Here is a 22,764-nt window from a genome sequence, read left to right on the forward strand (position 1 = left end):
CCAGCGGGCGGGCCCGCCTGCCACTCCTCAACGGCAAGGCCCTCGATCTGACCGGTCCCGGGCTGACCGATCGATGGGGTGTCACGTGCACCGACCTCGGCGCGTCGGTGCTCGCGCCGAACGGGAAGCTGGTCTCGGTGTTCGGCGACACCTTCTCGGGTCCCCGGGTCGGCCTCGGCGATTGGCGGTCCCCGGTCGTCCTGATCGGCACCGGCGACGCCGACCACCCGATCGTCTACGAACGCGCCGGTGGCAGCGATCCCGGCTACGCGCGTCAACTGTGGCACTACGAGCACGACGACGCGGGCACCGGCTGGCGTCGCGGCGGGATCAGCACGGTGATCCCGTCGGACCTGCTGACCGTCGGCGGATCGATGTATCTGCACGCCATCGTCAACCGCGGCTTCGGCAACGTCGCCTGGACCGAGATCTGGCACTCGCCCGACAGCGGCGTGAGCTGGACCCATCTGGGGGAGAGGGCCAAGTTCCCCGCCGACCTGCACGGCGGTCACGCACAGTGCTGGGCATGGGATTACGAGCCCGACGACGACTGGGTGTACGTGGCGGCGACCGGTTTCCAGCGCGACAAGGGCATCGTGCTGATGCGGGTGTGTCCGGAGCACATCGGCGACAGGACCCGTTACCTCAGTTGGCATTTCGACGGGACGAGGTGGTCGTGGGGGACATCGGCGACGCCCATCACACCGGTCGGTGAGCGATGGGGCGAGCTCGCTTTGCGTCGCGTCGGTCCGGGGAAGTGGGTCCTCGGCGGATTTCTCGCGTCGAAGTACGCGCTCGGCTACCGCGTCGTGGAGTCACCGGTGGCGAACATGCACACCACGCCGGTCCAGATGCCCGTCCTCGGATCGGCGTGGGAGGCCGAGGACCATGCCGGCAGCCGGGTCGCCCAGCTCTACGGCGGGTACCTGCTGCCGGGATCGCGCTTCGACATCGACGGCGGTATCGGACTGGTTGTCTCGCAGTGGAATACGGCGACCGGCTGGCCCTACCGGGCGATGCAGTTCAAGTCCGCGCTCAAAGACAGCACCAGGACGGTGCCACCACCCGATCCGATCAATCTGTAGCGTCCGATCCGTCGCGACGGTGACGCCCCTATGGTGTTAGAGCGGGGCCGAGTGAGAGGCGAGCAGTGACTGGGAGATCTGGGGATTCCGGCGCCAAGCGTGTAGTGGTCTGGGGCACCGGTTTCGTGGGCAAGATGGTGATCCCCGAAATCGTCAAACATCCCCTGTTCGAGCTGGTCGGAGTCGGCGTGAGCAGCCCGGATAAGGTCGGCCGCGATGTCGGTGACATCTGCGGGCTGGGCACGGAGCTGGGGGTGACCGCGACCGATGACGTCGATGCGCTGATCGCGCTGAAACCCGACGCGCTGGTGCACTACGGGCCGACGGCCAATCGCGCCGACGACAACATCGCACTGATCACCCGCTTCCTGCGGGCGGGCATCGACGTGTGTTCGACCGCGATGACGCCCTGGATCTGGCCCACCATGCACCTGAACCCTCCGAACTGGATCGAACCCATCACAGCGGCCTGCGAACTCGGCGAATCGTCGTGCCTGACCACCGGCATCGACCCCGGGTTCGCCAACGACCTGTTCCCGATGACGCTGATGGGCCTGTGTTCGGAGGTGCGCAAGGTTCGTGCCTCCGAACTGCTCGACTACACCAACTACGAAGGCGACTACGACCGCGAGATGGGCATCGGCAAGCCACCCGAGTACCGGCCGCTTCTCGAGAATCCCGACATCCTGATATTCGCTTGGGGCGCAACGGTTCCGATGATCGCGCACGCCGCGGGCATCATGCTCGACGAGATCACCACCACATGGGACAAGTGGGTCACGCCGACCGAACGCAAGACCGCGAAGGGCATCATCGCCCCGGGTAACGTCGCGGCCGTGCGGTTCACCATCAACGGCGTGTACCGGGGCGAGACGCGGATCCAGCTCGAACACGTCAACCGCATCGGCAACGACGCCGCACCCGACTGGCCCTCGGGCAACGAGAACGACGTCTACCGCGTCGACATCGAGGGCACCCCGAGCATCTTCCAGGAGACCGCGTTCCGGTTCACCGACGGCTCCGGCCGCGACGCCGCCGCGGCCGGCTGCCTGGCGACCGGCCTGCGCGCGCTCAACGCCGTGCCGGCCGTCAACGACCTCTCGCCTGGCTGGGTGACGGCGTTGGATTTGCCATTGATTCCGGGCGCAGGCACCATCCGCTGATGGCCGATGGGGTAGGGCTCTCGGTTGGCGCGACCAACCTGGCCGCCGTCGTCGTGGGCAGATCAGCCGTGACCCGGTCTCCGGTGCTGACGTTGTATCCGCACCGCCCGCCCGAGGTCGGCGTGCCCGGCGAGAACCGCAACCTCGACGAACGCGGCCTGATCCTGACTGATTTCGTCGACCGGGTCGGGGATCCGGTCGGCATCGTCGCCGCCGACGGTTCCACTCACAAAGCCGAAGTCGTGCTCGCCGATGCGCTGCGGGCAATGCTCCACACGGTCGGGGGCGGCCGGGGCCCCGCCGGCAACATCGCGGTGACGCACCCGGCGCACTGGCGGCCCGCCTCCGTCGACGCGCTGCGCGGGGCGTTGGCCGCCGTGCCCGAGTTTCAGCGGCCCCGGCCGGCGCCCGTCGTCTCCGATGCGGTGGCCGCGCTGACCTCTCTGCAGGACGAACCGGGGGTGCCCACCCGCGGCGTCATCGCCCTCTGCGACTTCGGGGGGACCGGAACGAGTATCAGCCTGTTCGATGCGGATAACGGTTACACGCAGATCGGCCAGACCGTCCGCCACCACGACCTGTCCGGTGACCTGGTGGACCAGGCGCTGCTGACCCACGTCCTCGAGGATCTGTCGGCGGCCGGGGCCGTCGACCTGTCCAGCACCTCGGCGATCGGCTCGCTGTCGCGGTTGCGTGCACAGTGCCGCGGCGCCAAGGAGCGGCTGTCCACCGCGGCGTTCACCTCGCTGGTGGCCGAATTGCCCGGGCACCGCAGCGATGTGCGGCTGACACGCACCGAACTCGACGAGGTGCTGAGCGGACCTCTCACGGGGTTTGCGAACACCCTGCAGGAGACCCTGGAGCGCAACGGTATTCGTGAACTGGCGGCCGTGGCGTCGGTCGGCGGCGGGGCGCGGATCCCGGTCGTCACCACCACGCTCTCGGAGCGGTTCCGGGCGCCGGTGATCACGTCGGCCCACCCCGAATTGGCTTCGGCGGTGGGCGGTGGGTTGGCCGCCGTCCGAGGCACCGTCGAGGAGGGGATGACCGCGATGTCCGCGGCTCCCGGGGCCGGTGCTGCCGTCGCCGCGGCCACGGCGATGGCCCCCGAGGTCGGCTCTGCGGCCGACGAAGCGTCGCCACAGTCAGAAGCCTTCGGGGCCTTGGCCTGGTCGGACGCCGAAGAGCTGCCCGAGGTCGCGGCAACCGATCCCTACGACTACGGACCGCCCGCGGCCGGCGCCGCCGACGTGCGCCCGCAGATGCAGTTCGACGACGAATCCTGGGACGACCTGCCGCCGCGACCGGTGCCCTGGTACCGCAATCCGGCGGTCCCGCTGGCCGTTGGCGTCCTCGTGGTGCTGGCCGCGCTGGTGGCCGCGGTGCTGTGGGTGATGTCCGGCGACGAGTCCGCACCTGAGCCCGCGACCACCACACCACCCATGACGGTCACCCCGCGGCCCACGACACCGACCACCGCCGAGCCGCCGCCACCGCCGGCCACCCAGGCGCCCCAGACCGTCTACCGGCCGCCTCCGCCGGTGACCCGGACCGTCACCGAGCCGCCCCCGTCGCCCGAACCCCCGCCCCCGACAACCGAGCCGCCGCCTCCGTCGCCGGAGCCACCCCCGACAACCGAGCCGCCGCCCACCACGACGGCACCGCCGGCGACCACGCAGCCGCCGTGGAGCCCGACCGCGCCGTACCCGACGATTCCGGGGCTGCCGTGGGTGCCCGCTCCGCAACTGCCCGGTCAACCGGCGCCGTAGCACCGTTCGGCCGCATCGGCGGCTGACGGCTCAGGGGATTCTCGGTTTCTTGGTCAACACCAGGTGCGCCATCGGGATCTGAGTCTTCTCGGGAGCCGCGGCCAGCCGGGCCGCCATACCTGCCTCCAGGCGATCGAAGAACTGGTCCGACCGAGGGTCGGCGGCACCGCCCTCGAGTGTGGTCGCCAGCATCGGGAACACCGCCGCCCTGGCGAATGACGCCCACTGCGCCCCGAAAGTCGTTGCGTTGCCGTCGACTTGATACTGCTGCCAGAAGCGGTCCCCGGCGTCGAAGATCTCCAGATGTTCGATCTCGAGTTGTTCGAAACGGCCCTTCGGAGCAAACGGCGCCAGGAAATCCTGCTCCCGCCGGCCGACGATGGGGATACCCATCCGGTGCACCTCGTCGGCGGTCAGCAAGCCGTCGGCGGCCAGTTCGTCGATCGCGTCGACCAGCGCGTCGAGCACTGAGCGGTACCCCACCTCGCCGTTGTCGTCGACCGCCGTCGTCATCACGACGAAACGACCGCCGCGACGCAGTTCACGACCGCGGAAGGCGATGAACTCATGCCAGTCGGTGGCGGCCTGCCTGGCGTACGCGGCGCGCACCGTCTCGTCGCGGCTGTAGGCCACGTGGACGTGGTCGGGGATCGGCGCGGGTACACGGCTGAGCCAATGCACGGCCCATGAACTCCAGCCGAGGTTCACACTGCTCGACGGCATGATCTGCGAGTAGAACGACCGGCCGATCGCGGAGGCGAAAGCCGCGGAGTCCTTGCTCAGATAGGTGTCCGGATCTTCGGCGAGGGTGCGGAACAGTGCGGTGAAGTCGTTTTCCGGTACGTCGGTGTGCACGACCAGGGTGGGGTGGTCGGTGCGGGTCCGCTTGCGCACCACCGCGATTGCCGCGCAGATCGGCAGCAGCGAGTTGTGGCCCGTCGACGCGCCGTAGTCGGCGATGACGAACGGTTGCGGAGGCCGCGGGATCGGCACGGCGGCGGCCGCCTCCTCGAAAAGCTTGATCGCCCCGTGCAGACCGGCGGCCTGCAGACGCGAACCGGCGGTGTACGACCCGCTCTCCATCGGCTCGGGCCGCACGACGATGCTGGACTCGGGCATCGCGACCTCCGTGACGTGCGGACAACAGGTTCGGTCCTATCCGACGGTAGTCCCCGCGGGCCGTCGCCGCCGACGGAGGTCGACGTATCCGTAGCAACACCGCGCCGGGCGGTCCCGCCCGTGCCAAACTCTGCCCATGAGCGGAAGGGCCGGCCCGCGCGTCGCCGTCGTCGTCTCCGTGTTGACCCTCGTGACTGCCGTCGCCGGTTTCATCGTCACCCTGGTGCTCAACGCGTTCGTCCTCGACGATTTCGACGCCTACGGCGAAGTGCCGATTCCGGGATCCGGCAGCATCGAGTTGCCCGCGGGCGAGGTGACGGTCAGCTTCCACACCGTGACGACCGGACAGCCGACCAGTGGTTTCCCGATCCCCGCGCTCAGCATCAACATCGACGCGCCCGACGGGGCGCCCGATCCCGTGGTGACTGAAAGTATCGGCGGGACAACCACCGTGAACAGCGACACCCATGTGCGGCTCTGGGTGGTGCAGGTCGCCGAGCCCGGCGCCTATCGCGTCTCGACCGACGGCAGCGTGAACGGGTACATCGACCCGCGGCTCTCGTTCGGGCACGGCAGTTCGTACGGCTGGCTGGCGTGGTTGTTCGGCGGGTTGGCCGCGCTGGGGGTACTGGGGCTCATCGCCGCTCTGATCTGGTCGGCCCGCGCGGCCAAGGTGGCGCGCCCGCTGGCGCCGCACGAGATCGTCAACGCCGACGCACCGCCGACCCTTCGGGCGGTGTCGACGCCCACCTCGGCGTATCAGCCCGATGACCGGGGCGTGCGCCTCGAACAGCTGAAGCAGCTGGCCGCCCTTCGGGATTCGGGCGCGCTGACCGAGGCCGAGTTCAACGCGGAGAAGCGCCGCATACTGGGGGACTAGCTAGTGCCCTCTGGCCACCCACTCGTCGTAGTTGACCAGCTCATCGCCGATGGTGGTGGAATCGCCGTGACCGGTGTAGACGACGGTGTGGTCGGGCAGCTTTCCCAGCCGCCCGGAGATCGACTCGAGGATGGTGGGGAAGTCGGAGAACGACCGCCCCGTCGCGCCCGGCCCGCCCTGAAAGAGGGTGTCGCCGGAGAACACCGCGTTCAACTCCGGCGCATGCCAGCACACCGAACCCGGCGAATGCCCGGGTGTGTGCAGGGCGCGCAGCTCGGTACCCGCGACCTGCAGGGTGTCGCCGTCCGCCACGGTGCGGAAGTCGCTGTCCGGGTGCGTCATTCGCCACAGCATGTCGTCGGCCGGGTGCATCAGCACCGGCGCGTCGAGTGCCTGGCCCAGTTCGGGTGCGACCGTCACATGGTCGTTGTGTCCGTGCGTGCACACCACCGCGACCACATGCCGGCCGCCGACCGCGTTGACAATCGGCCCCGCGTCGTGCGCCGCGTCGAACACCACCACCTCGGAGTCGTCGCCGACGATCCAGATGTTGTTGTCGACTTCCCAACTGCCGCCGTCGAGTTCGAAGGTGCCGTGGGTGACCACCCGGCCGATCGGTCCGCCGTTCATTTCAACACCACCACCGATCGCAGCACCCCGCCCTTGTGCATCTTGTGGAACGCCTCCTCGACGTCGTCGATGCCGATGCGTTCGGTGACGAACTTCTCCAGCGGTAGTCGGCCCTGCAGGTAGAGGCTGATCAGCGTGGGGAAGTCGCGTTCGGGCAGGCAGTCGCCGTACCACGACGACTTCAGTGAGCCGCCGCGCGAGAAGAAGTCGATCAGCGGCATCTCCAGCGTCATGTCGGGAGTCGGAACACCCACCAAGACAACGGTTCCCGCGAGGTCGCGGGCGTAGAACGCCTGCTTCCAGGTCTCCGGCCGGCCGACCGCATCGATCACCACGTCGGCGCCGAAGCCGTCGGTGAGGTCGGCGATGGTCTCCACGGGATCGAGTTCGCGGGCGTTGATGGTGTGGGTGGCGCCGAAATCGCGTGCCCACTCGAGCTTCTTGTTGTCGGTGTCGACGGCGATGATGCGCTTGGCGCCGACCAGGGCGGCCCCGGCGATGGCGGCGTCGCCGACGCCGCCGCAGCCGATCACGGCGACGGTGTCGTCGCGGGTCACCGCGCCCGTGTTGACCGCGGCGCCGAGCCCGGCCATCACGCCGCAGCCCAGCAGCCCGGCCACGGCGGGGTCGGCCGCGGGATCGACCTTGGTGCACTGCCCTTCGTGCACCAGCGTCTTGTCGGCGAACGCGCCGATGCCCAGGGCCGGGGTCAATTCCGTGCCGTCGGTCAGCGTCATCTTCTGCGCGGCGTTGTGGGTGTCGAAGCACAGGTGCGGACGGCCGCGCTTACATGCCCGGCACTGGCCGCACACCGCGCGCCAGTTGAGGATCACGAAATCGCCGGGTTCGACGTTGGTGACACCTGCTCCGACGGATTCGACGGTGCCCGCGGCCTCATGGCCCAGCAGGAACGGGAATTCGTCGTTGATGCCGCCCTCCCGATAGGTCAGGTCGGTGTGGCAGACCCCGCACGCCGTGACGTCGACCACCACCTCGCCCGGACCCGGGTCGGGGATCACGATGTCCACGACTTCGACCGGCTCGTCCTTCTTTCGTGAGATCACTCCGCGCACCGTTTGACTCATGACTACAACCTATCGGCTGGGGGAACACCGGTCACATGGCTGATTCGCTTCCCGCGCTGTTCCTCTCCCACGGTGCGCCGCCGCTGGTCGACGACGAGTTGTGGGTGCGTCAGCTCGCGGCTTGGGCGACAGAGCTGCCACGGCCTGCGGCGATCCTGGTCGTGTCGGCGCACTGGGAGTCCGCGCCGCTGACGATCGGGTCGACATCGACGCAGACCCCGTTGACCTACGATTTCTGGGGCTTCCCGCAGCGCTACTACCAGACGACCTACGACGCGCCCGGCGCCGTCGACCTCGCCGCGCGCATCGAGGCGATGCTGCCCCGCGATGAGCCGGTGCGCCACGACCCCGGTCGCAGGCTCGACCACGGCGCCTACGTTCCGCTGACGGTGATGTATCCCGACGCCGACATCCCGGTGCTGCAGATCTCGATGCCGACGCTCGACCCGCAGGCGCTGCTGCACCTGGGCGAGCGGTTGAGGCCGCTGCGCGACGAGGGCGTGCTGATCATCGGGTCCGGGTTCACGACGCACGGTTTGCCGTTCCTCGACGACCCGTCACCTGGCGCGGAGCCGCCGGACTGGTCGACGGACTTCGACATGTGGGCGGCCGAGATGTTCGCCGCCGGCGACGTCGACGCCTTGATCGACTTCCGTCATCGGGCGCCGGGCATGCCGTATGCGCATCCCACCATCGAGCACTGGTCGCCGCTGTTCGTCGCGCTCGGCGCCTCCCGCGATCCCGCGCAGCAGGCGCGGCAGGTGATCGACGGCTACTGGATGGGTCTGGCCAAGAGGTCGATCGAACTGATTTAGCCGTTGAACCGCCCGGCGGCGGACTCCGTTGTGCAATGGACATGAGCTCAGTACGCCGGAAGGAACCCGCGATGACCGATATCGACCACAGACCAGCGGACACGACCGAGGAGTTCGCCGCGCGGATGGTGTCCGCGATCGACAGCGCCAGCCTCGCCCTGCTGTTGTCGATCGGTCACCAGACCGGGTTGTGGGACACCATGGCCGATTCGGCCCCGGCCACCAGCGCCGAGCTCGCCGCGGCCGCGGGACTCAACGAACGCTACGTGCGCGAGTGGCTGGGCGGTGTGGTGACGGCGGGGGTGATCGAGTACGACCCCGCGGCGGGCACCTATTGGCTTCCGCCGCACCGCGCCGCGGTCCTCACCCGCGCCGCGGGCCCGGACAACTTCGCGCGGTTGGCGCAGTTCATTTCGCTGCTGGGCGAGGTGGAGCAGCAGATCATCGGCTGCTTCCGCACCGGCGGAGGGCTGTCCTACAGCGAGTACCCGCGGTTCCACACGGTGATGGCCGAGCAGAGCGGAGAGGTGTTCGACGCCGCGCTCGTCGACGTCATCCTGCCGTTGGCACAGGGATTGCCACAGCTGCTGCGCGACGGGGCCGACGTCGCCGACATCGGCTGCGGTAGCGGGCACGCGATCAACGTGATGGCCCAGGCGTTCCCGGCCAGCCGGTTCACCGGAATCGACTTCAGCGACGAGGGTCTCGGCGTGGGACGCGCCGAGGCGGCCCGGCTGGGCCTGGCCAACGCCACCTTCGTCGCAGCAGACGTTGCGGCGCTGGACATGCCCGAAAGTTACGATGTGATAACGGTTTTCGACGCCATCCACGACCAGGCCGATCCGGCTGCCGTGCTGGCCAACATCTATCGTGCGCTCAGGCCGGGCGGCTGCCTGCTCATGGTCGACGTCAAGGCCTCGAGCAACCTGGAGGACAACGTCGGCGTGCCGCTGGCCACGTACCTCTACACGGTCTCGACGATGCACTGCATGACGGTTTCGCTCGGCCTCGACGGTGCCGGACTCGGCACCTGCTGGGGGCATCAACTCGCCACCTCGATGCTCGGCGATGCCGGATTCAGCGACGTCTCGGTGCGAGAGATCGAGTCCGATCCGGTCAACAACTACTACATCGCGCGCAAGTAGGCTCGGCGCGATGAGCGCGCTGGATCTCGTGGGCGACTGGCCGGTGCCCAACGCCGCGGCCGCCGTCGTCGGACCGTCTGGCGTGCTGGCCGAGCATGGCGACCAGCGGCGACGATTTGAGCTGGCGTCGGTGACGAAACCGCTGGCCGCACGCGCGGTGCAGGTCGGCGTCGAGGAGGGGGCGGTCGAACTCGACACCGAAGCGGGCCCGCCCGGGGCGACGGTGCGTCACCTGCTGGCGCACGCGTCGGGCTACTCCATGCGCTCGGCGGAGACGATGGCCGAGCCGGGGGCCCGGCGCGTCTACTCGAATTACGGGTTCGGGGTGTTGGCCGAGACCCTCGAGAAGGCGACGGGCATCGCGTTCGACCGGTATCTGACCGAGGCGGTGTTCGAACCGCTGGGCATGTCCGACAGCGTGCTCGACGGGGGCGCGGCCGCCGCGGGGTACGGCGCGACGTCGACGGCGGCCGATCTGGCGGCATTCGCCGCAGACCTGCTGCGGCCGGCTACCGTGTCCGCCCGACTGCACGGCGAGGCGATCTCGGTGCAGTTTCCCGGCCTGGACGGGGTGCTGCCGGGGTTCGGTGTGCAGCGGCCCAACGACTGGGGGCTGGGCTTCGAGATCCGCGGGGGCAAGTCCCCGCACTGGACGGGCGAGCAGAACTCCGAGCGCACGTTCGGGCATTTCGGCCAGTCAGGGACGTTTTTGTGGGTCGATCCGGACGCCGATCTGGCGCTCGTCGTGCTCACCGATCGCAACTTCGGCGAGTGGGCGTACAAGCCGTGGCGGATTTTATCTGACGAAGTCCTGAGAGAATTCGCCGCAGACTAGCGCAACAGGCGCCTCACAAGGCACAATAGACACGCACGACACAGCTGTAATTTCGGTTTCAAGAGGCCGCTTGGGGAAGACGTCCCTCGTGGAGCCGAAGGAGTGGCAAATGCGTGCGTCGAACCAGTTCGCCGAAGCGACGACGGGCGTGGTCTACATCCACGCGTCACCCGCTGCGGTGTGCCCGCATGTCGAGTGGGCGTTGTCGTCGACCCTTCAGGCGAGGGCGAATCTCAAGTGGACTCCGCAACCGGCCATGCCGGGACAGCTGCGTGCCGTCACCAACTGGGTCGGCCCGGTGGGTACCGGTGCCGCCTTGGCCAGCGCGTTGCGGTCGTGGTCGGTGCTGCGGTTCGAGGTGACCGAGGATCCCAGCCCCGGCGTCGACGGCCATCGCTGGTGTCACACGCCGCAGCTCGGACTGTGGAGCGGATCGATGAGCGCCAACGGCGATGTGATCGTCGGCGAGATGCGGCTGCGCGCGATGATGGTCGCCGGCGCGGACACGCTGGCCGCCGAACTGGACTCGGTGCTGGGCACAGCGTGGGACGAGGCCTTGGAGCCGTACCGCGATGGCGGTGCGGGCGCGGAGGTGAGCTGGCTGAGCCGCGGAGTCGGGTAGGTCTTGGTCCGGCGCGAGTGTGCGGACCCATACGCCCGAACGGCGTGTCGCGTATAGAACCGCACGTTCGTCAGCGTCGCGGCGTCAGGATCCGCAGCGCCCCGGGAACGGCCGACACCTCGACCGGTAGCGCGCACATGTACTCGCCGTCGGCGTAAGCATTGATGCCGGGGGAGTCGACGGTGATGGTCTTGGCCCGCGCGGTGCGAACCTCGTCGAGGTGTACGTGGGTGCCCTTGAACACGGTGGGAAACAAGCGGATCAGCCGGGTGCGCGACGCCGAGGCCACCATCGTCACGTCGAGCAGACCGTCGGTCGGGTCGGCGTCGGGGCAGATCCGCATCCCGCCGCCGTAGCTGCGGGTGTTGCCGAACGCGGCCAGCGTCAACTCCGTCGTCACTTCGTCGCCGTCGAACGACAAGCGGAACGGCAGGAGTCGCAACTTCGACAGCTCGGCGATCATCGCGAGGTTGTAGCGCATACGGCCGTGCGGCCAGCGCATCCGGTTGGTCCGGTCGGTCACCAGCGAGTCGAAACCCGCGGCCATCACGGTGCCGAACCATTTCTCGGTGCCGTCGGCGCCGCGGATCCGCCCGAGGTCGATGGTCTTCGCGGTCCCGGCGGTCAGGCCGTCGACCACGACGTCGGCGGCGGCTTCGGGATCGCGTGTCGGGATCGTGAATTCGCGTGCGTGGTCGTTGCCGGTGCCGGCCGGGATGATGCCCAGGGGAATGTCGGTCTGCGCAAGCACCTGCAGCGCAAGGGAAATGATTCCGTCGCCGCCGACCACGACGAGCGCGTCCATCCCGCGTTCGAGCGCGCCTTCGACGAGTTTGCGCGCGTGTTCGGCGTCGGTGCCCGCGATCGCGACGACGTCCATTCCGCGCCGATGGAATTGTGCGACAGCGCGTTCGGCCGCGTGGGGTGCGCTGCCGTGCCCCGAGGCGGGGTTGGTCAGCATCGTGACGCGACCGTCGATCGTCATGGGATCAGCTTGCCCGGGTTGAGGATTCCCGCGGGGTCGAGTGTGTCCTTGACGGCGCGCAGGATCGCGACGCCGAGGTCGCCGACCTCGTCACGCATCCACGGCCGGTGGTCGGCGCCGACGGCGTGGTGATGGGTGATGGTGGCCCCGGTGCGCATCATCGCGTCCGACGCCGCGGCTTTGGCCTTGCGCCACTGCTCGATCGGGTTCCCCCGCTGCCCGGCGACGACCGTGAAGTACAGCGACGCGCCGGTCGGATACACGTGCGAAATGTGGCACAGCACCAGCGATGGCGTGCCGGTTTCGGTGAGCGCGGTCGTCAGCGCCTCGGTGACGGCGGCTTTGAGCGCAGGCACGTTCGACCAGTTCGTCGCGGTCTCCAACGTCTCGCACAGTGCGCCGGCCGACAGCAGCGAGTCGCGTAGGTACGGCGCGTTGAACCGGCCGTGCTCCCATGCGCGTGCGGGTTCCTCGCCCAGCGAGGTGCCGCCGGCGGCTTCGAGTACCGCGCGTGTCTCGGAGTGTCTGCTGGCGACGTGCGCTTCGGTGCCCTCGAACACCGTGATCGCCAGACATCCTCCGGTGATCTGTTTTTCGCCGATGCTTTCGGTGGTCGCGAGGTTCACTCCCGTCTCGGCCTCGTCGGACAGGCGGATCACCGTCGGGCCGGTACCGGTCTGCACGACCGCGCGCAGGGCGTCGGCGCCCGTGGCGAAGTCGGGGAACGACCACGCCTCGTAGCGGGTGGCGGTCGGCTTCGGATGCACCCGCACTCGCACCCGCGTGATGACGCCGAGCACGCCCTCCGAGCCGATCAGCAGCTGTCGCAGATCCGGTCCCGCCGCCGACTCCGGCGCCCGGCCGAGGTCGAGCACGCCGACCGGTGTGACCGCCCGCAGGCCGCGCACCATGTCGTTGAACCGGCCGTAGCCCGCCGACCCCTGGCCCGACGACCGCGTCGCGGCGAAGCCGCCGATGGTGGCGAACTGGAAGCTCTGGGGGAAGTGGCCGAGCGAGAAACCGCGCTCGCCCAGAAGCCGTTCGGCGTCGGGTCCTGTCACGCCCGCGCCGAGTTCGGCCACTCCGGAGACCTCGTCGAGGAAGTGAAGCTCGTCGAAGCGGCGCAGGTCCAGGGAGATCACCGCGCGGAAGCCGCCGCGGATCGGGTCGAGGCCGCCGACGACGCTGGTGCCGCCGCCGAACGGGACGATGGCGATGCGGCGCTCACCGCACAGGTGCAGTATCACGGCGATTTCCTCTTCGCTACCGGGCAGCACCACCGCATCCGGCGCGTCCTGCTCACCGGGGTCGCGGCGGCGCAGCAGGTCCAATGTCGACTTGCCGCCGGCCCGGAACAGGCGACCCTGGTCGTCGACGCGGCAGTAATCGCGCCCGACGATGACGGTCAACGCCTCGCGGTCGTCGTCGGTCAGCGCCGACGGCCGCAGGCGCACCTGTTCGGGTTCGAGTTCTTCGGTGGTCGACGTCTCCACGCCGAGCGCCTGTTCGAGCAGCGTCCGGATGCCCTCGGAGAGCGGCTTGGCCTGGGCGGGGTCGCCCCAGGCGTTCCACTTCATCGGGGGCAGGAGAGCGGTCGAGTGAGCATCCGGACGCGTCATGCGTTACAGTATTACACATGTCGTCAATCCGTAACGATGAGTCGACAGTCGAGGCGCGCATCATCGACGCCGCGGCGGCCTGCGTGCTCGCGGTCGGAGTCAAGCGGGTCACGCTGACCGACATCGCCCGCCGCGCGCGCATGAGCCGCCCCACCATCTACCGCCGGTGGTCCGACACGAACGGGGTGCTCGCGGCGCTGATGACCGAGCGCATCGCCGGTGTGCTGGACAAAGTCCCCGACACCGGATCCGACCGCAAAGCGCTGGTGCAGCGGGTCGTGGAAGTGGCCCGGCACCTTCGCACCGACGAGATCATCCTGTCGGTGCTGCAAGACGCACCCGAATTCGCGATGGTCTACATCGCCAACCGGCTTGGGACCAGCCAGATGATCCTGATCGACGCGTTGACCCACGCCATCAAGATCGCCCAGGACGACGGCAGCGTGCGCGCCGGCGACGCGCGTCAGCTGGCCGCGATGTGTCTGCTGATCACCCAGTCGGCGATCCAGTCCGCGCAGATGGTCGAAAAGCTGTTGGACACCGATGCGCTCGACACCGAGTTGGCGCACGCCCTCGACGGGTACCTGGCGCCGTGACCGGCTCGACGGCTCTGAACTCCGCGCGCCGCAGCACCGAACTGGCGGCGCTGGCCGACGGTGAGCGCCTCGACGTCATCGTCATCGGCGGCGGCATCACCGGAACGGGCATCGCGCTGGACGCGGCCACCCGCGGTCTGCGCGTCGCGCTGGTGGAGAAGCACGATCTCGCGTTCGGCACCAGCCGGTGGAGTTCCAAGCTGGTTCACGGCGGGCTGCGGTACCTGGCGACGGGCAACGTCGGCATCGCCCGGCGCAGCGCCGTCGAACGCGGAATCCTGATGACCCGCAATGCCCCCCATCTGGTCACGGCGATGCCGCAGCTGGTGCCGTTGCTCCCGTCGATGAACTCCGCGTCGCGCGCGCTGGTGCGCTTCGGCTTCGCGGCCGGCGACGGCCTGCGCAAGCTGGCGGGCACGCCGGCGTCGGTGTTGCCCCGCTCGCGGCGGATCGATGCGCGCCGGGCCGTCGAACTCGCACCCACCGTACGGCGTGACGGTCTCGACGGCGCGTTCCTGGCGTACGACGGGCAGTTGATCGACGACGCCCGCCTGGTCACCGCGGTGGCGCGGACGGCGGCCCAACACGGTGCGCGGGTGCTGACGCGGGTGGCGGCGTCGCACGCTACCGGCACCTCGGTGCGGCTGACCGATCAGCTCACCGGCGAGTCGTTCGAGGTCGCCGCGCGCGCGGTGATCAACGCCTCCGGGGTGTGGGCGGGGGAAGTGGATTCCTCGATCAAGCTGCGGCCGAGCCGCGGAACGCATCTGGTGTTCGACGCGGCGGCCTTCGGCAATCCGGTTGCGGCCCTGACCATCCCGATACCCGGCGAGATCAACCGTTTCGTGTTCGCGATGCCCGAGCAGTTGGGCCGGGTGTACCTCGGGCTGACCGACGAGGATGCGCCCGGCCCGGTCCCGGACGTGCCCGAACCCGCGCCCGAGGAGATCTCGTTCCTGCTTGACACCGTGAACACCGCCCTGGATGTCGCCTTGAGCCCGTCGGATGTGATCGGCGCATACGCCGGTCTGCGTCCGCTGATCGACACCGGCGCGGGCCGCACCGCCGACGTCTCGCGCGAACACGCGGTCGTCGAATCACCCTCGGGCGTCATCAGCGTCATCGGCGGCAAGCTGACCGAATACCGCTTCATGGCCGAGGATGTGCTCGACCGGGCGATCCAGCTTCGTGGGCTGACCGCGACCGACTGCCGCACCCGCAACCTGCCGCTCGTCGGGGCACCGTCGAATCCGGTTGCCACGCTACGTCATCCGACGGAGATGCCGGGTTCACTGGTGGCCCGCTTCGGTGCCGAGGCGCCGAACGTCATCGCCACCGCCGCGTGCGAGCGGCCCACCGAACCGGTCGCCGAGGGGATCGACGTCATCCGTGCGGAATTCGAATACGCGGTGACCCACGAAGGCGCGCTGACCGTCGACGACATCGTCGACCGCCGCACTCGCATCGGGTTGGTCGAAGCCGACCGCGAGCGGGTGGTGGCGGTGGCCGAGGAGATGCTCGCGGCCGTCGGCTAGCCACTTCTTACGCCCAGACCGACGAAATGGTCGATCTCACGCGAGCAGTCCCGCCGAAACGTCGGTCTCCGCGCTGAAGGGGTACGGCGCGCTCGCGGTTACAGCGGGATGTTCTTGTGCCGGCCGCGGCGTGCGGGAGCCTCGGCCAGCGCCTGGGTCAGCTTGCTGCGGGTGTGCGCCGGATCGATCTTCTCGTCGACGACGCCGATGTCGATCGCGGAATCGACTCCGCCCGCGATCTTCTCGTGCTCCACTGCCAATTCCTCGTGCAGAGCCTCACGCTCGGCGGGATCCTCGACGGCGGCCAGCTTCTTCTTGTGCAGGATGCCGACGGCGGCCTTGGCGCCCATGACGGCGACCTCGGCGTCCGGCCAGGCGTAGACCTTGGTCGCACCCAGCGAGCGCGAGTTCATCGCGATGTAGGCGCCGCCGTAGATCTTCCGCGTCACCAGCGTGACCCGGGGGACCGAGCACTCGCCGAACGCATGCAGCAACTTCGCTCCGCGCCGCACGACGCCGCCCCACTCCTGATCCACGCCGGGCAGGTACCCCGGGACGTCGACGACGTTGATAATCGGAATCCCGAACGCGTCGCACAGGCGCACGAATCGCGCCGCCTTCTCGGCACTTTCGGAATTCAGGCAGCCGCCGAGCCGCAGCGGGTTGTTGGCGATCACGCCGACCGAGCGGCCCGACAACCGACCGAGACCGATCACAATCGACGGGGCCCACTTGCCCTGGAACTCCTCAAACGGCACGCCCTCGTCCAGCAATGCCTCGACGAGCGGATGCACATCGTATGCGCGTCGCGCCGACTCCGGCAGCAGCGCGTGCAGGTCGGTGTCGCCCGCTTCGGCCTTCGCGCGATCGAAATGGCCCTGCTGGCAGAACAATCCGACCAGCCGGCGGCCGCGCTCGTAGGCGTCGAGTTCGTCGTCGGCGACGATGTGGCACACGCCGGACTTCTTGTGGTGAGTGTCCGGGCCGCCCAAGCTGGCCATGTCGACGTCCTCGCCGGTGACGCTGCGCACCACGTCGGGTCCGGTGACGAACACCCGGCTCTCGGGCGCCATCACGATCACGTCGGTGAGGGCCGGTCCGTAGGCCGCACCGCCGGCGGCGAAGCCGACGACGACCGAGATCTGCGGGACGTAACCGGATGCGCGGATCATCGCCTCGAACACCAGGCCGACGGCGTGCAACGCCTTGACGCCCTCGGCGAGACGGGCACCACCGGAGTGCCAGATGCCCACGATCGGGCTCTGCTCCTCGATGGCCTGGTCGTAGGCGTCGACGATGTGGGCACATCCCTCGACGCCCATGGCCCCACCCATGACGGTGCCGTCGGTGCAGAACGCGATGGTGCGCACTCCGTTGACGGTTCCGGCGGCGGCGAGAACGCCTGAACGGTCGCGCTCGTGCAGCAATTCGACACTGCCGTCGTCGAAGAAGGTGCTCAGACGCAGGAGCGGATCACGAGGGTCGAGCGATTCGCCGACTGTCTCGGGCGCCATGGTCGTCATTCAATACCTCCTAGTGCGCTGGATTCCGGGGAGTGTCAGTACTTCCCGAAAGCGAGCGCGACATTGTGCCCACCGAATCCGAACGAGTTGTTGATCGCGTACTGGTAATTGCCCGACCGCGGTTCACCGGCGACCACGTCCAGATCGATGTCCGGATCGAGGTTTCGCAGGTTCAGCGTCGGCGGAATGATGCCTTCCCGCAACGCCATGACGGTCAGGATGGACTCCACGGCACCGACCGCGCCGACCGAGTGGCCGAGCGCCGCCTTGGGTGCGTATACCGCAGGCTTGTGGCCGCCCATCGCGTTGTTGATCGCCTTGCCCTCGGCCACGTCTCCGACGCTGGTGCCGGTGGCATGCGCGTTGACGTGGTCGATGTCTGTGGGCTGCAGCCCGGCGAGTTGGATGGCGCGCGTCATCGCGTGACCGGCCTGTTCGCCGTTCGGGTCCGGCGCCACGATGTGGTAGCCGTCCGAGGTGATGCTGGCCCCCATGATCCGGGCCAGGATGTTGGCGCCGCGGGCCTTGGCGTGCTCTTCGGTCTCGATGACCATCAGCGCACCCCCCTCGCCGAACACGAAGCCGTTGCGGTCTTTGTCGAACGGGCGGCATGCGCCGGCCGGGTCATCGTTGGTGGTGGACAAGACGATTCGCATCTGCGCGAAGCCGGCGATCGGCACCGCTTCGATCCTGGTCTCCACGCCGCCGCAGATCGCGACGTCGGCCTCGCCGAGCACGATGTTGCGCCAGGCGTGCGCGATGCCCTCCGAACCCGATGCGCAGGCCGACACCGGAGTGACCACCCCGGCGCGGGCCTTGCGCTCCAATCCCACTGCGGCGGCAGCGGCGTTGGGCATGTACATCTGCACGGCCAGCGGTGAAACCGCCTTCAGACCCTTGGCGCGCATGTTGTCGTAGCTGAACACCAACTCCTCGGTGGAGCCCATGCCGGTGCCGATCGACACCGTCAGCCGTTTGGGGTCCACCTCGGGTGCGCCCGCGTTCTCCCAGACCCGCCGGCTCAGGACCGTCGACATCTTCTGCAGATACGACAGTCGGCGCAGTTCCACCTTGCTCAACTCGTGGTCGAAATCCTCGAGGAGATGCCCGCCGATGCGAACCGGCAGGTCATACTCCTCGACGAACGGATCCTCGAGCCTGCGGATTCCACTCTGGCCGTCCAGCAGCTTCTTCCAGGTGTCGTCTGCGCTGGTGGCCAGCGCAGTCGTCATGGCGATACCCGTGACGACGACGTTGGGGAAACCGTCCCCCGTGGAAAGTGCGGCTGACCCTGCCATTCCTGCCCGAGAGTTCCTTTCGCTCAGTAGCGTCCGAAGGCCAGGGCGACATTGTGTCCGCCGAAGCCGAACGAGTTGTTGATGGCGTACTGGTAGTCGCCGTAACGAGGCTCGCCTGCAACCACATCGAGATCGATCTCGGGATCGGGCGTCTCGTAGTTCAGTGTCGGCGGGATGACGCCGTCACGTAGCGAGAGCACGGTCAGAACCGATTCCAGCGCGCCGACCGCTCCGATGGAGTGGCCGAGCGCCGACTTCGGCGCGTAGACCGCCGCATGCTCCACCCCGGCCGACCGGATCGCGTTGGCCTCGGCGACGTCACCGATGGACGTGGCCGTGGCGTGGGCGTTGACGTGCTGGATGTCCTTGGGCTCGAGACCCGCGGTCTCCATCGCACGCTTCATCGCCTGGCCGGCCCGAAGACCGTCGGACGCCGGGGCCACCATGTGGAAGGCATCGGACGTGATGCCCGCACCCATCAGACGGGCCAACGGCTTTGCGCCGCGGGCCTTGGCGTGCTCCTCGGTCTCGATGACCATCAGCGCACCGGCCTCGCCGAAGACGAACCCGTCGCGGTTCTTGTCGAACGGCCGCGAAGCACCCTCGGGATCCTCGTTGTTGGTCGACATCGCGCGCATCATCGAGAACGCCGCGATCGGCAGCGCTTCGATTCCGCCCTCGACGCCGCCGACGACCGCGATGTCGGCGTCACCCATGACGATCTGACGCCAGCCGTGGGCGATGGCCTCCGAACCCGATGAGCAGGCCGAGACCGGGGTGATCACCCCGGCCCTCGCGCCCAGCTGCAGACCGATCACCGCGGCCGCACCGTTCGGCATGATCATCTGCACGGCGAGCGGCGACACCTTGCGGGGGCCGCCCTCGTTCATCGCGTCGTAGGTCTCGACGATCTTCTCGCCGCCACCCAGACCGGTGCCGACGACCACGGTGAAGCGATCCGGATCGACCTCGGGCGTGCCCGCGGTCTCCCAGAGCTGGCCGGACAGATACTTGGCCATGCGCTGGACATACGACATCCGTCGCATGTCCAGTCGCGTCATGTGGTCGTCGATCGCGTCGACGAGGTGCCCACCGATGCGGACCGGAAGGTCCCACTTGGTGACGAACTCGTCCTCGAGGACGCGGATGCCGCTTTCGCCGGCCAGCAGCGCCTTCCACGTGCTCTCGATGTCCGCCGCGACCGACGTGGTCGCCGTGACGGCGGTCACGACGACGTTGGGGAAACCGCCGTTAGCAGTGGAAGGTCTACTCATGCCCGATCGGCTTCGATCTGCGCGCGGATGGCCGCGGCCGCTTCGGGGTTCTCTTCCTCGAGCTTCTGGATGTAGGTGACGACGTCACCGACGGTGCGAAGACCGGCGAGGTCCTCGTCGGGGATCTTCACGCCGTACTTGTCCTCGGTCTGCACGGCGATCTCGACCATCGACAGCGAGTCGATGTCCAGGTCGTCGACGAAGCTCTTCTCAGGGGTGACCTCGGAAGGCTCGATACCGGTGACCTCTTCGATGATCTCGGCGAGACCGGCGATGATTTCGTCCTGACTGGCGGCCACGTTGGCTCCTTCTATTCAGTGGTGTTACTTGATGGGAATGACGATCGTTATGTGGTTGTGTCTGGCGCAGGTCTGCCTATGAGAGTTCGGCGAGCCCGTCCAGGTCAGCGGGGGACTTGACGGCGTGCGTCGGCACCCCCCGAAGTTCTCTTTTCGCGATACCCGCGAGCGTCCCGGCGGGCGGGAACTCGACGATCGCGGTCACATCGAGCCGGCGCATCGTCTCGGTGCACAGGTCCCAGCGGACCGGGCGCGTCATCTGCGCCACCAGCTTGCTCATGGCGTCGGCCGCCGAATCCACCGGCTGGCCGTCCGCGTTCGACAGTAGCGTCGTGTTCGGCTCGGCGCTCGTTACACCTTCGGCCACGGCGGCGTACCCGTCGAGGGCCGAGGCCATGTAGTGGGTGTGGAAGGCGCCGGCGGTCGCCAGCTTGCGCACCCGCGCCTTCTCCGGCGGATCCTCGACCAGCTTGTCCAGTGCGGCGACCGCACCGGCGGCGACGATCTGTCCCGCCGCGTTGCGGTTGGCCGGAACCAGGTCCAGTGCCTCGAGGCGGGCCAGCACGTCGGCTTCCTCACCGCCGAGCACGGCGGCCATTCCCGTGGGCTCGACCGCGCACGCCTTGGCCATCTCGGCGCCACGGATGGCAGCCAGCTTGACGGCATCGTCGGCGGAGATCACCCCGGCGATCGCGTAGGCGGCGATCTCTCCGACGGAGTGGCCCGCCACCACGGTCTTCTTGTCGGCGATCACACCGCGCCTGCTCAGTTCCTCGTGGGCCAGCAGCGTGGCCGCCACGACGAGCGGCTGGGTCACCGCGGTGTCGGTGATCTCCTCTGCCGACGCGGTGGTGCCCAGCTGCGCCAAGTCCAGCCCGCTGATCTCGGACCATCCGGCGAGCCGCTCGGCGGCACCGGGCAGCTCCAGCCATGCGGCGAGCATGCCGGGTGTCTGGGAGCCCTGTCCGGGCGCGAGAAGTGCAAGCACATCATTACGAGGCACACATTAAGAGAACACTGTGAAGACGGGTTTGCGCGGTGTAAGAGATTATGAACCTGGTCTTATGTTTTTGTGGAGACTCCACAAAATCACCTGTGATGCGACGCTACCGAAATCTGCCCGCGATCTATGGCCTGTCCGGCTGGGTGGGAAGCGCTGCTGGTCGCAGCGCCGGACGCGCCGGGTTGATCATGTTTGCTGTGCTCGTATGGTACGGCTGACGGCCCAGTCGGCTGACGGTGACGGCCACCCGCAGCACGTAGGCGTCGCGCGGAAGCGTCGGATCGCGCCCGGTGAAGTCGGCGATTCGTCTCAGCCGGTACCGGACGGTATTTGGATGAACGAACAATTTGCGTGCGCAGGCCTCGATGGCGCCGCCCGAGTCGAGGTAGGCATCGAGGGTCTCCGTGAGCGCTGGGCCCGCATCGGCCAGCGGCCTCATCACCTCGGTCTCCAACGCGGCGATCGCCGACACGTCGCCGAGCAGGGCGCGTTCGGGGAGGAGTTCGCGAGCCGACACCGGCCGCGGCGCGCCCGGCCAGCCCGCGACGGCGTTCATGCCCGCGATCGCCTCGGTTGCGCTGCGGTGCGCGCTCGCGAGCGTGGTGGCGGTGGGTCCGACGACGACGGGGCCCTCGGCGAACACCGTCATCATGTCGGTGAGGAACCTGTCGGTCGGGGAGAGGGCACCCGAGACGATCGCGACCAGCCACGTGCCGTGCACGTCCGACAGCGCGGCCCGGCTGTTGCGCCGCACGACGTCGTGGACGTCGTCGCTGGCCAGGTCGATCCGGTCGGGCTGCGGCAACCCCACGATGACGGTGGCGGGCGCGGTGGCGTCCCAGTTCAGCGCGGCGGCCTGGGATTGCAGTTCCGGGCCGATGTCGCCGCGCACCACCGCGTCGACGACGTTGGCCTCCATCCGGGTGTCCCATGCGCCCCGCGCCTCGGCCTGATCGGCATAGGCGCTGGCCGCGGCGAACGCGAGGTCGCGGCTGTAGCGCAGGATGCCGGCGGTCAGCGCGGTCAGCTGCTCCTCGGAGCGGGCCAGCAGCGGCACCACCTCTTCGAAGAACTCCATGGTGACGCGCACCATCTCCACCGACTGCCGCAGTGCGATGCGCCGCCGCAGGTCCTGCGGAACCACCTCGAAGGCCTGCGCGGTGTAGCTCACGTTGCTCTGCGGGTCCCGCATCCACTCGACGAAGTTCACCACCGCGGTCTGCACGACGAGCTGGACGCTGGCCCGCTGCGAGGCCTCGAGTTCGGCGAAGAACGGCAGGCGTTCCTCCAGCGCACGCACGGCATCGGTGGCCACCCGGCCCGAATACTGCTGCAACCGGCGCAGCACCGAATCGGGAACGGCCCCCAGAACCTCGACCGTCGACTTCGGTGGCACGAACCGGTTGTCAGGCACCTCTAAAGGCTACGCCACCCTTATGGAGGAAACCTCCAAGCGCCTACGCCACTCCGGGCCCAATGTCGTA

The 22,764-nt window shown here is 68.6% G+C and carries 21 protein-coding genes; 10 read left to right on the top strand and 11 right to left on the bottom strand.

The features are described from left to right. Nucleotides 1–17 precede the first annotated feature (17 nt). The 3 genes from RMCN_RS10720 (at nt 18) to RMCN_RS10730 (ending at nt 4,017) form a co-directional block, all read left to right on the top strand. A complete protein-coding gene (locus tag RMCN_RS10720) occupies nt 18–1,085 on the top strand; it encodes a glycoside hydrolase family 183 protein (protein WP_067389457.1) in 1,068 nt (355 codons plus the stop codon). Nucleotides 1,086–1,219: 134 nt separating this feature from the next. Continuing rightward, a complete protein-coding gene (locus RMCN_RS10725; protein WP_067389460.1) occupies nt 1,220–2,248 on the top strand; it encodes an NAD(P)H-dependent amine dehydrogenase family protein in 1,029 nt (342 codons plus the stop codon). Continuing rightward, nucleotides 2,248–4,017 (top strand): Hsp70 family protein, encoded by a 1,770-nt coding sequence (locus RMCN_RS10730; protein WP_067389018.1) that lies wholly within the window; start codon nt 2,248–2,250, stop codon nt 4,015–4,017. Before RMCN_RS10725 ends, RMCN_RS10730 begins: the two co-directional genes overlap by 1 nt. 30 nt (nt 4,018–4,047) lie before the next feature. Here the strand turns inward: RMCN_RS10730 and RMCN_RS10735 are convergent, their stop codons facing one another. Further along, nucleotides 4,048–5,136 (bottom strand): class I SAM-dependent methyltransferase, encoded by a 1,089-nt coding sequence (locus RMCN_RS10735; protein ID WP_067389020.1) that lies wholly within the window; start codon nt 5,134–5,136, stop codon nt 4,048–4,050. 136 nt (nt 5,137–5,272) lie between these two features. On the opposite strand from RMCN_RS10735, the gene RMCN_RS10740 reads away from it, so the two are divergent. Next, nucleotides 5,273–6,016, top strand: coding sequence for an SHOCT domain-containing protein (locus RMCN_RS10740; protein ID WP_067389022.1), 744 nt, complete (start codon nt 5,273–5,275; stop codon nt 6,014–6,016). Here the strand turns inward: RMCN_RS10740 and RMCN_RS10745 are convergent, their stop codons facing one another. Then, on the bottom strand, nt 6,017–6,646 hold the full coding sequence (locus RMCN_RS10745; protein WP_067389024.1) for an MBL fold metallo-hydrolase: 630 nt from the start codon (nt 6,644–6,646) through the stop codon (nt 6,017–6,019). It lies immediately after the preceding gene. Next, a complete protein-coding gene (locus RMCN_RS10750) occupies nt 6,643–7,731 on the bottom strand; it encodes an S-(hydroxymethyl)mycothiol dehydrogenase (RefSeq protein WP_064414738.1) in 1,089 nt (362 codons plus the stop codon). The genes RMCN_RS10745 and RMCN_RS10750 overlap by 4 nt, the downstream gene beginning before the upstream one ends. A gap of 35 nt (nt 7,732–7,766) precedes the next feature. On the opposite strand from RMCN_RS10750, the gene RMCN_RS10755 reads away from it, so the two are divergent. The 4 genes from RMCN_RS10755 to RMCN_RS10770 all read left to right on the top strand — a co-directional run bounded on the left by RMCN_RS10755 (nt 7,767) and on the right by RMCN_RS10770 (nt 11,148). Continuing rightward, nucleotides 7,767–8,546 (top strand): dioxygenase family protein, encoded by a 780-nt coding sequence (locus RMCN_RS10755; protein WP_067389026.1) that lies wholly within the window; start codon nt 7,767–7,769, stop codon nt 8,544–8,546. Nucleotides 8,547–8,617: 71 nt separating this feature from the next. Next, nucleotides 8,618–9,691: a class I SAM-dependent methyltransferase gene (locus tag RMCN_RS10760; protein ID WP_067389463.1), complete on the top strand. Its 1,074-nt coding sequence runs from the start codon at nt 8,618–8,620 to the stop codon at nt 9,689–9,691. A 10-nt stretch (nt 9,692–9,701) separates the two neighbouring features. After that, nucleotides 9,702–10,526: a serine hydrolase domain-containing protein gene (locus tag RMCN_RS10765; protein WP_067389028.1), complete on the top strand. Its 825-nt coding sequence runs from the start codon at nt 9,702–9,704 to the stop codon at nt 10,524–10,526. Between the two features lie 109 nt (nt 10,527–10,635). Next, the gene (locus RMCN_RS10770; protein ID WP_067389466.1) at nt 10,636–11,148 is read left to right on the top strand and encodes a DUF3145 domain-containing protein; all 513 of its coding nucleotides are present in this window, start codon (nt 10,636–10,638) and stop codon (nt 11,146–11,148) included. Nucleotides 11,149–11,218: 70 nt separating this feature from the next. Here the strand turns inward: RMCN_RS10770 and RMCN_RS10775 are convergent, their stop codons facing one another. Together RMCN_RS10775 and RMCN_RS10780 are read right to left on the bottom strand one after the other, a co-directional pair. After that, a complete protein-coding gene (locus tag RMCN_RS10775; protein ID WP_067389030.1) occupies nt 11,219–12,133 on the bottom strand; it encodes a diacylglycerol kinase in 915 nt (304 codons plus the stop codon). Beyond that, nucleotides 12,130–13,710, bottom strand: coding sequence for an FAD-binding oxidoreductase (locus RMCN_RS10780; RefSeq protein ID WP_110765810.1), 1,581 nt, complete (start codon nt 13,708–13,710; stop codon nt 12,130–12,132). Before RMCN_RS10780 ends, RMCN_RS10775 begins: the two co-directional genes overlap by 4 nt. A gap of 59 nt (nt 13,711–13,769) precedes the next feature. On the opposite strand from RMCN_RS10780, the gene RMCN_RS10785 reads away from it, so the two are divergent. Further along, nucleotides 13,770–14,348 (top strand): TetR/AcrR family transcriptional regulator, encoded by a 579-nt coding sequence (locus RMCN_RS10785; protein WP_067389034.1) that lies wholly within the window; start codon nt 13,770–13,772, stop codon nt 14,346–14,348. Continuing rightward, nucleotides 14,345–15,883 carry a glycerol-3-phosphate dehydrogenase/oxidase gene (locus RMCN_RS10790; protein WP_067389036.1) on the top strand — a complete coding sequence of 513 codons (1,539 nt, stop codon included), beginning with the start codon at nt 14,345–14,347 and terminating at the stop codon, nt 15,881–15,883. The genes RMCN_RS10785 and RMCN_RS10790 overlap by 4 nt, the downstream gene beginning before the upstream one ends. 98 nt (nt 15,884–15,981) lie before the next feature. Here the strand turns inward: RMCN_RS10790 and RMCN_RS10795 are convergent, their stop codons facing one another. From RMCN_RS10795 to RMCN_RS10820, 6 genes are all read right to left on the bottom strand, one after another. Then, nucleotides 15,982–17,406 carry an acyl-CoA carboxylase subunit beta gene (locus RMCN_RS10795; protein ID WP_064404024.1) on the bottom strand — a complete coding sequence of 475 codons (1,425 nt, stop codon included), beginning with the start codon at nt 17,404–17,406 and terminating at the stop codon, nt 15,982–15,984. Nucleotides 17,407–17,441: 35 nt separating this feature from the next. Then, entirely contained in the window at nt 17,442–18,704 is a 1,263-nt protein-coding gene (kasB, locus tag RMCN_RS10800) for a 3-oxoacyl-ACP synthase KasB (RefSeq protein WP_067389038.1), read from the bottom strand. Between the two features lie 23 nt (nt 18,705–18,727). Continuing rightward, nucleotides 18,728–19,978, bottom strand: coding sequence for a 3-oxoacyl-ACP synthase KasA (gene kasA / locus RMCN_RS10805; RefSeq protein ID WP_067389040.1), 1,251 nt, complete (start codon nt 19,976–19,978; stop codon nt 18,728–18,730). Further along, on the bottom strand, nt 19,975–20,277 hold the full coding sequence (gene acpM, locus RMCN_RS10810) for a meromycolate extension acyl carrier protein AcpM (protein ID WP_059098849.1): 303 nt from the start codon (nt 20,275–20,277) through the stop codon (nt 19,975–19,977). The genes kasA and acpM overlap by 4 nt, the downstream gene beginning before the upstream one ends. A gap of 76 nt (nt 20,278–20,353) precedes the next feature. Continuing rightward, nucleotides 20,354–21,265 (bottom strand): ACP S-malonyltransferase, encoded by a 912-nt coding sequence (locus RMCN_RS10815; RefSeq protein ID WP_174523784.1) that lies wholly within the window; start codon nt 21,263–21,265, stop codon nt 20,354–20,356. 139 nt (nt 21,266–21,404) lie between these two features. Further along, complete coding sequence (locus tag RMCN_RS10820; RefSeq protein ID WP_067389044.1) at nt 21,405–22,694, bottom strand: PucR family transcriptional regulator; 1,290 nt, start codon at nt 22,692–22,694, stop codon at nt 21,405–21,407. Between the last annotated feature and the right edge of the window lie 70 nt (nt 22,695–22,764).

Origin of the sequence: Mycolicibacterium novocastrense, from assembly GCF_001570485.1 — a bacterium.
GTDB classification, from domain to species: Bacteria; Actinomycetota; Actinomycetes; order Mycobacteriales; family Mycobacteriaceae; genus Mycobacterium; species Mycobacterium novocastrense.

Bases quoted from the DNA above. Each gene is read 5' to 3' on its own strand.
- kasB (WP_067389038.1), bottom strand. From the start codon at position 18,704: ATGGCAGGGTCAGCCGCACTTTCCACGGGGGACGGTTTCCCCAACGTC.
- RMCN_RS10780 (WP_110765810.1), bottom strand. From the start codon at position 13,710: ATGAAGTGGAACGCCTGGGGCGACCCCGCCCAGGCCAAGCCGCTCTCC.
- RMCN_RS10725 (WP_067389460.1), top strand. From the start codon at position 1,220: ATGGTGATCCCCGAAATCGTCAAACATCCCCTGTTCGAGCTGGTCGGA.
- kasA (WP_067389040.1), bottom strand. From the start codon at position 19,978: ATGAGTAGACCTTCCACTGCTAACGGCGGTTTCCCCAACGTCGTCGTG.
- RMCN_RS10765 (WP_067389028.1), top strand. From the start codon at position 9,702: ATGAGCGCGCTGGATCTCGTGGGCGACTGGCCGGTGCCCAACGCCGCG.
- RMCN_RS10730 (WP_067389018.1), top strand. From the start codon at position 2,248: ATGGCCGATGGGGTAGGGCTCTCGGTTGGCGCGACCAACCTGGCCGCC.
- RMCN_RS10740 (WP_067389022.1), top strand. From the start codon at position 5,273: ATGAGCGGAAGGGCCGGCCCGCGCGTCGCCGTCGTCGTCTCCGTGTTG.
- RMCN_RS10795 (WP_064404024.1), bottom strand. From the start codon at position 17,406: ATGACGACCATGGCGCCCGAGACAGTCGGCGAATCGCTCGACCCTCGT.
- RMCN_RS10755 (WP_067389026.1), top strand. From the start codon at position 7,767: ATGGCTGATTCGCTTCCCGCGCTGTTCCTCTCCCACGGTGCGCCGCCG.
- RMCN_RS10750 (WP_064414738.1), bottom strand. From the start codon at position 7,731: ATGAGTCAAACGGTGCGCGGAGTGATCTCACGAAAGAAGGACGAGCCG.
- RMCN_RS10735 (WP_067389020.1), bottom strand. From the start codon at position 5,136: ATGCCCGAGTCCAGCATCGTCGTGCGGCCCGAGCCGATGGAGAGCGGG.
- RMCN_RS10775 (WP_067389030.1), bottom strand. From the start codon at position 12,133: ATGACGATCGACGGTCGCGTCACGATGCTGACCAACCCCGCCTCGGGG.
- RMCN_RS10770 (WP_067389466.1), top strand. From the start codon at position 10,636: ATGCGTGCGTCGAACCAGTTCGCCGAAGCGACGACGGGCGTGGTCTAC.
- RMCN_RS10785 (WP_067389034.1), top strand. From the start codon at position 13,770: ATGTCGTCAATCCGTAACGATGAGTCGACAGTCGAGGCGCGCATCATC.
- RMCN_RS10760 (WP_067389463.1), top strand. From the start codon at position 8,618: ATGACCGATATCGACCACAGACCAGCGGACACGACCGAGGAGTTCGCC.
- RMCN_RS10745 (WP_067389024.1), bottom strand. From the start codon at position 6,646: ATGAACGGCGGACCGATCGGCCGGGTGGTCACCCACGGCACCTTCGAA.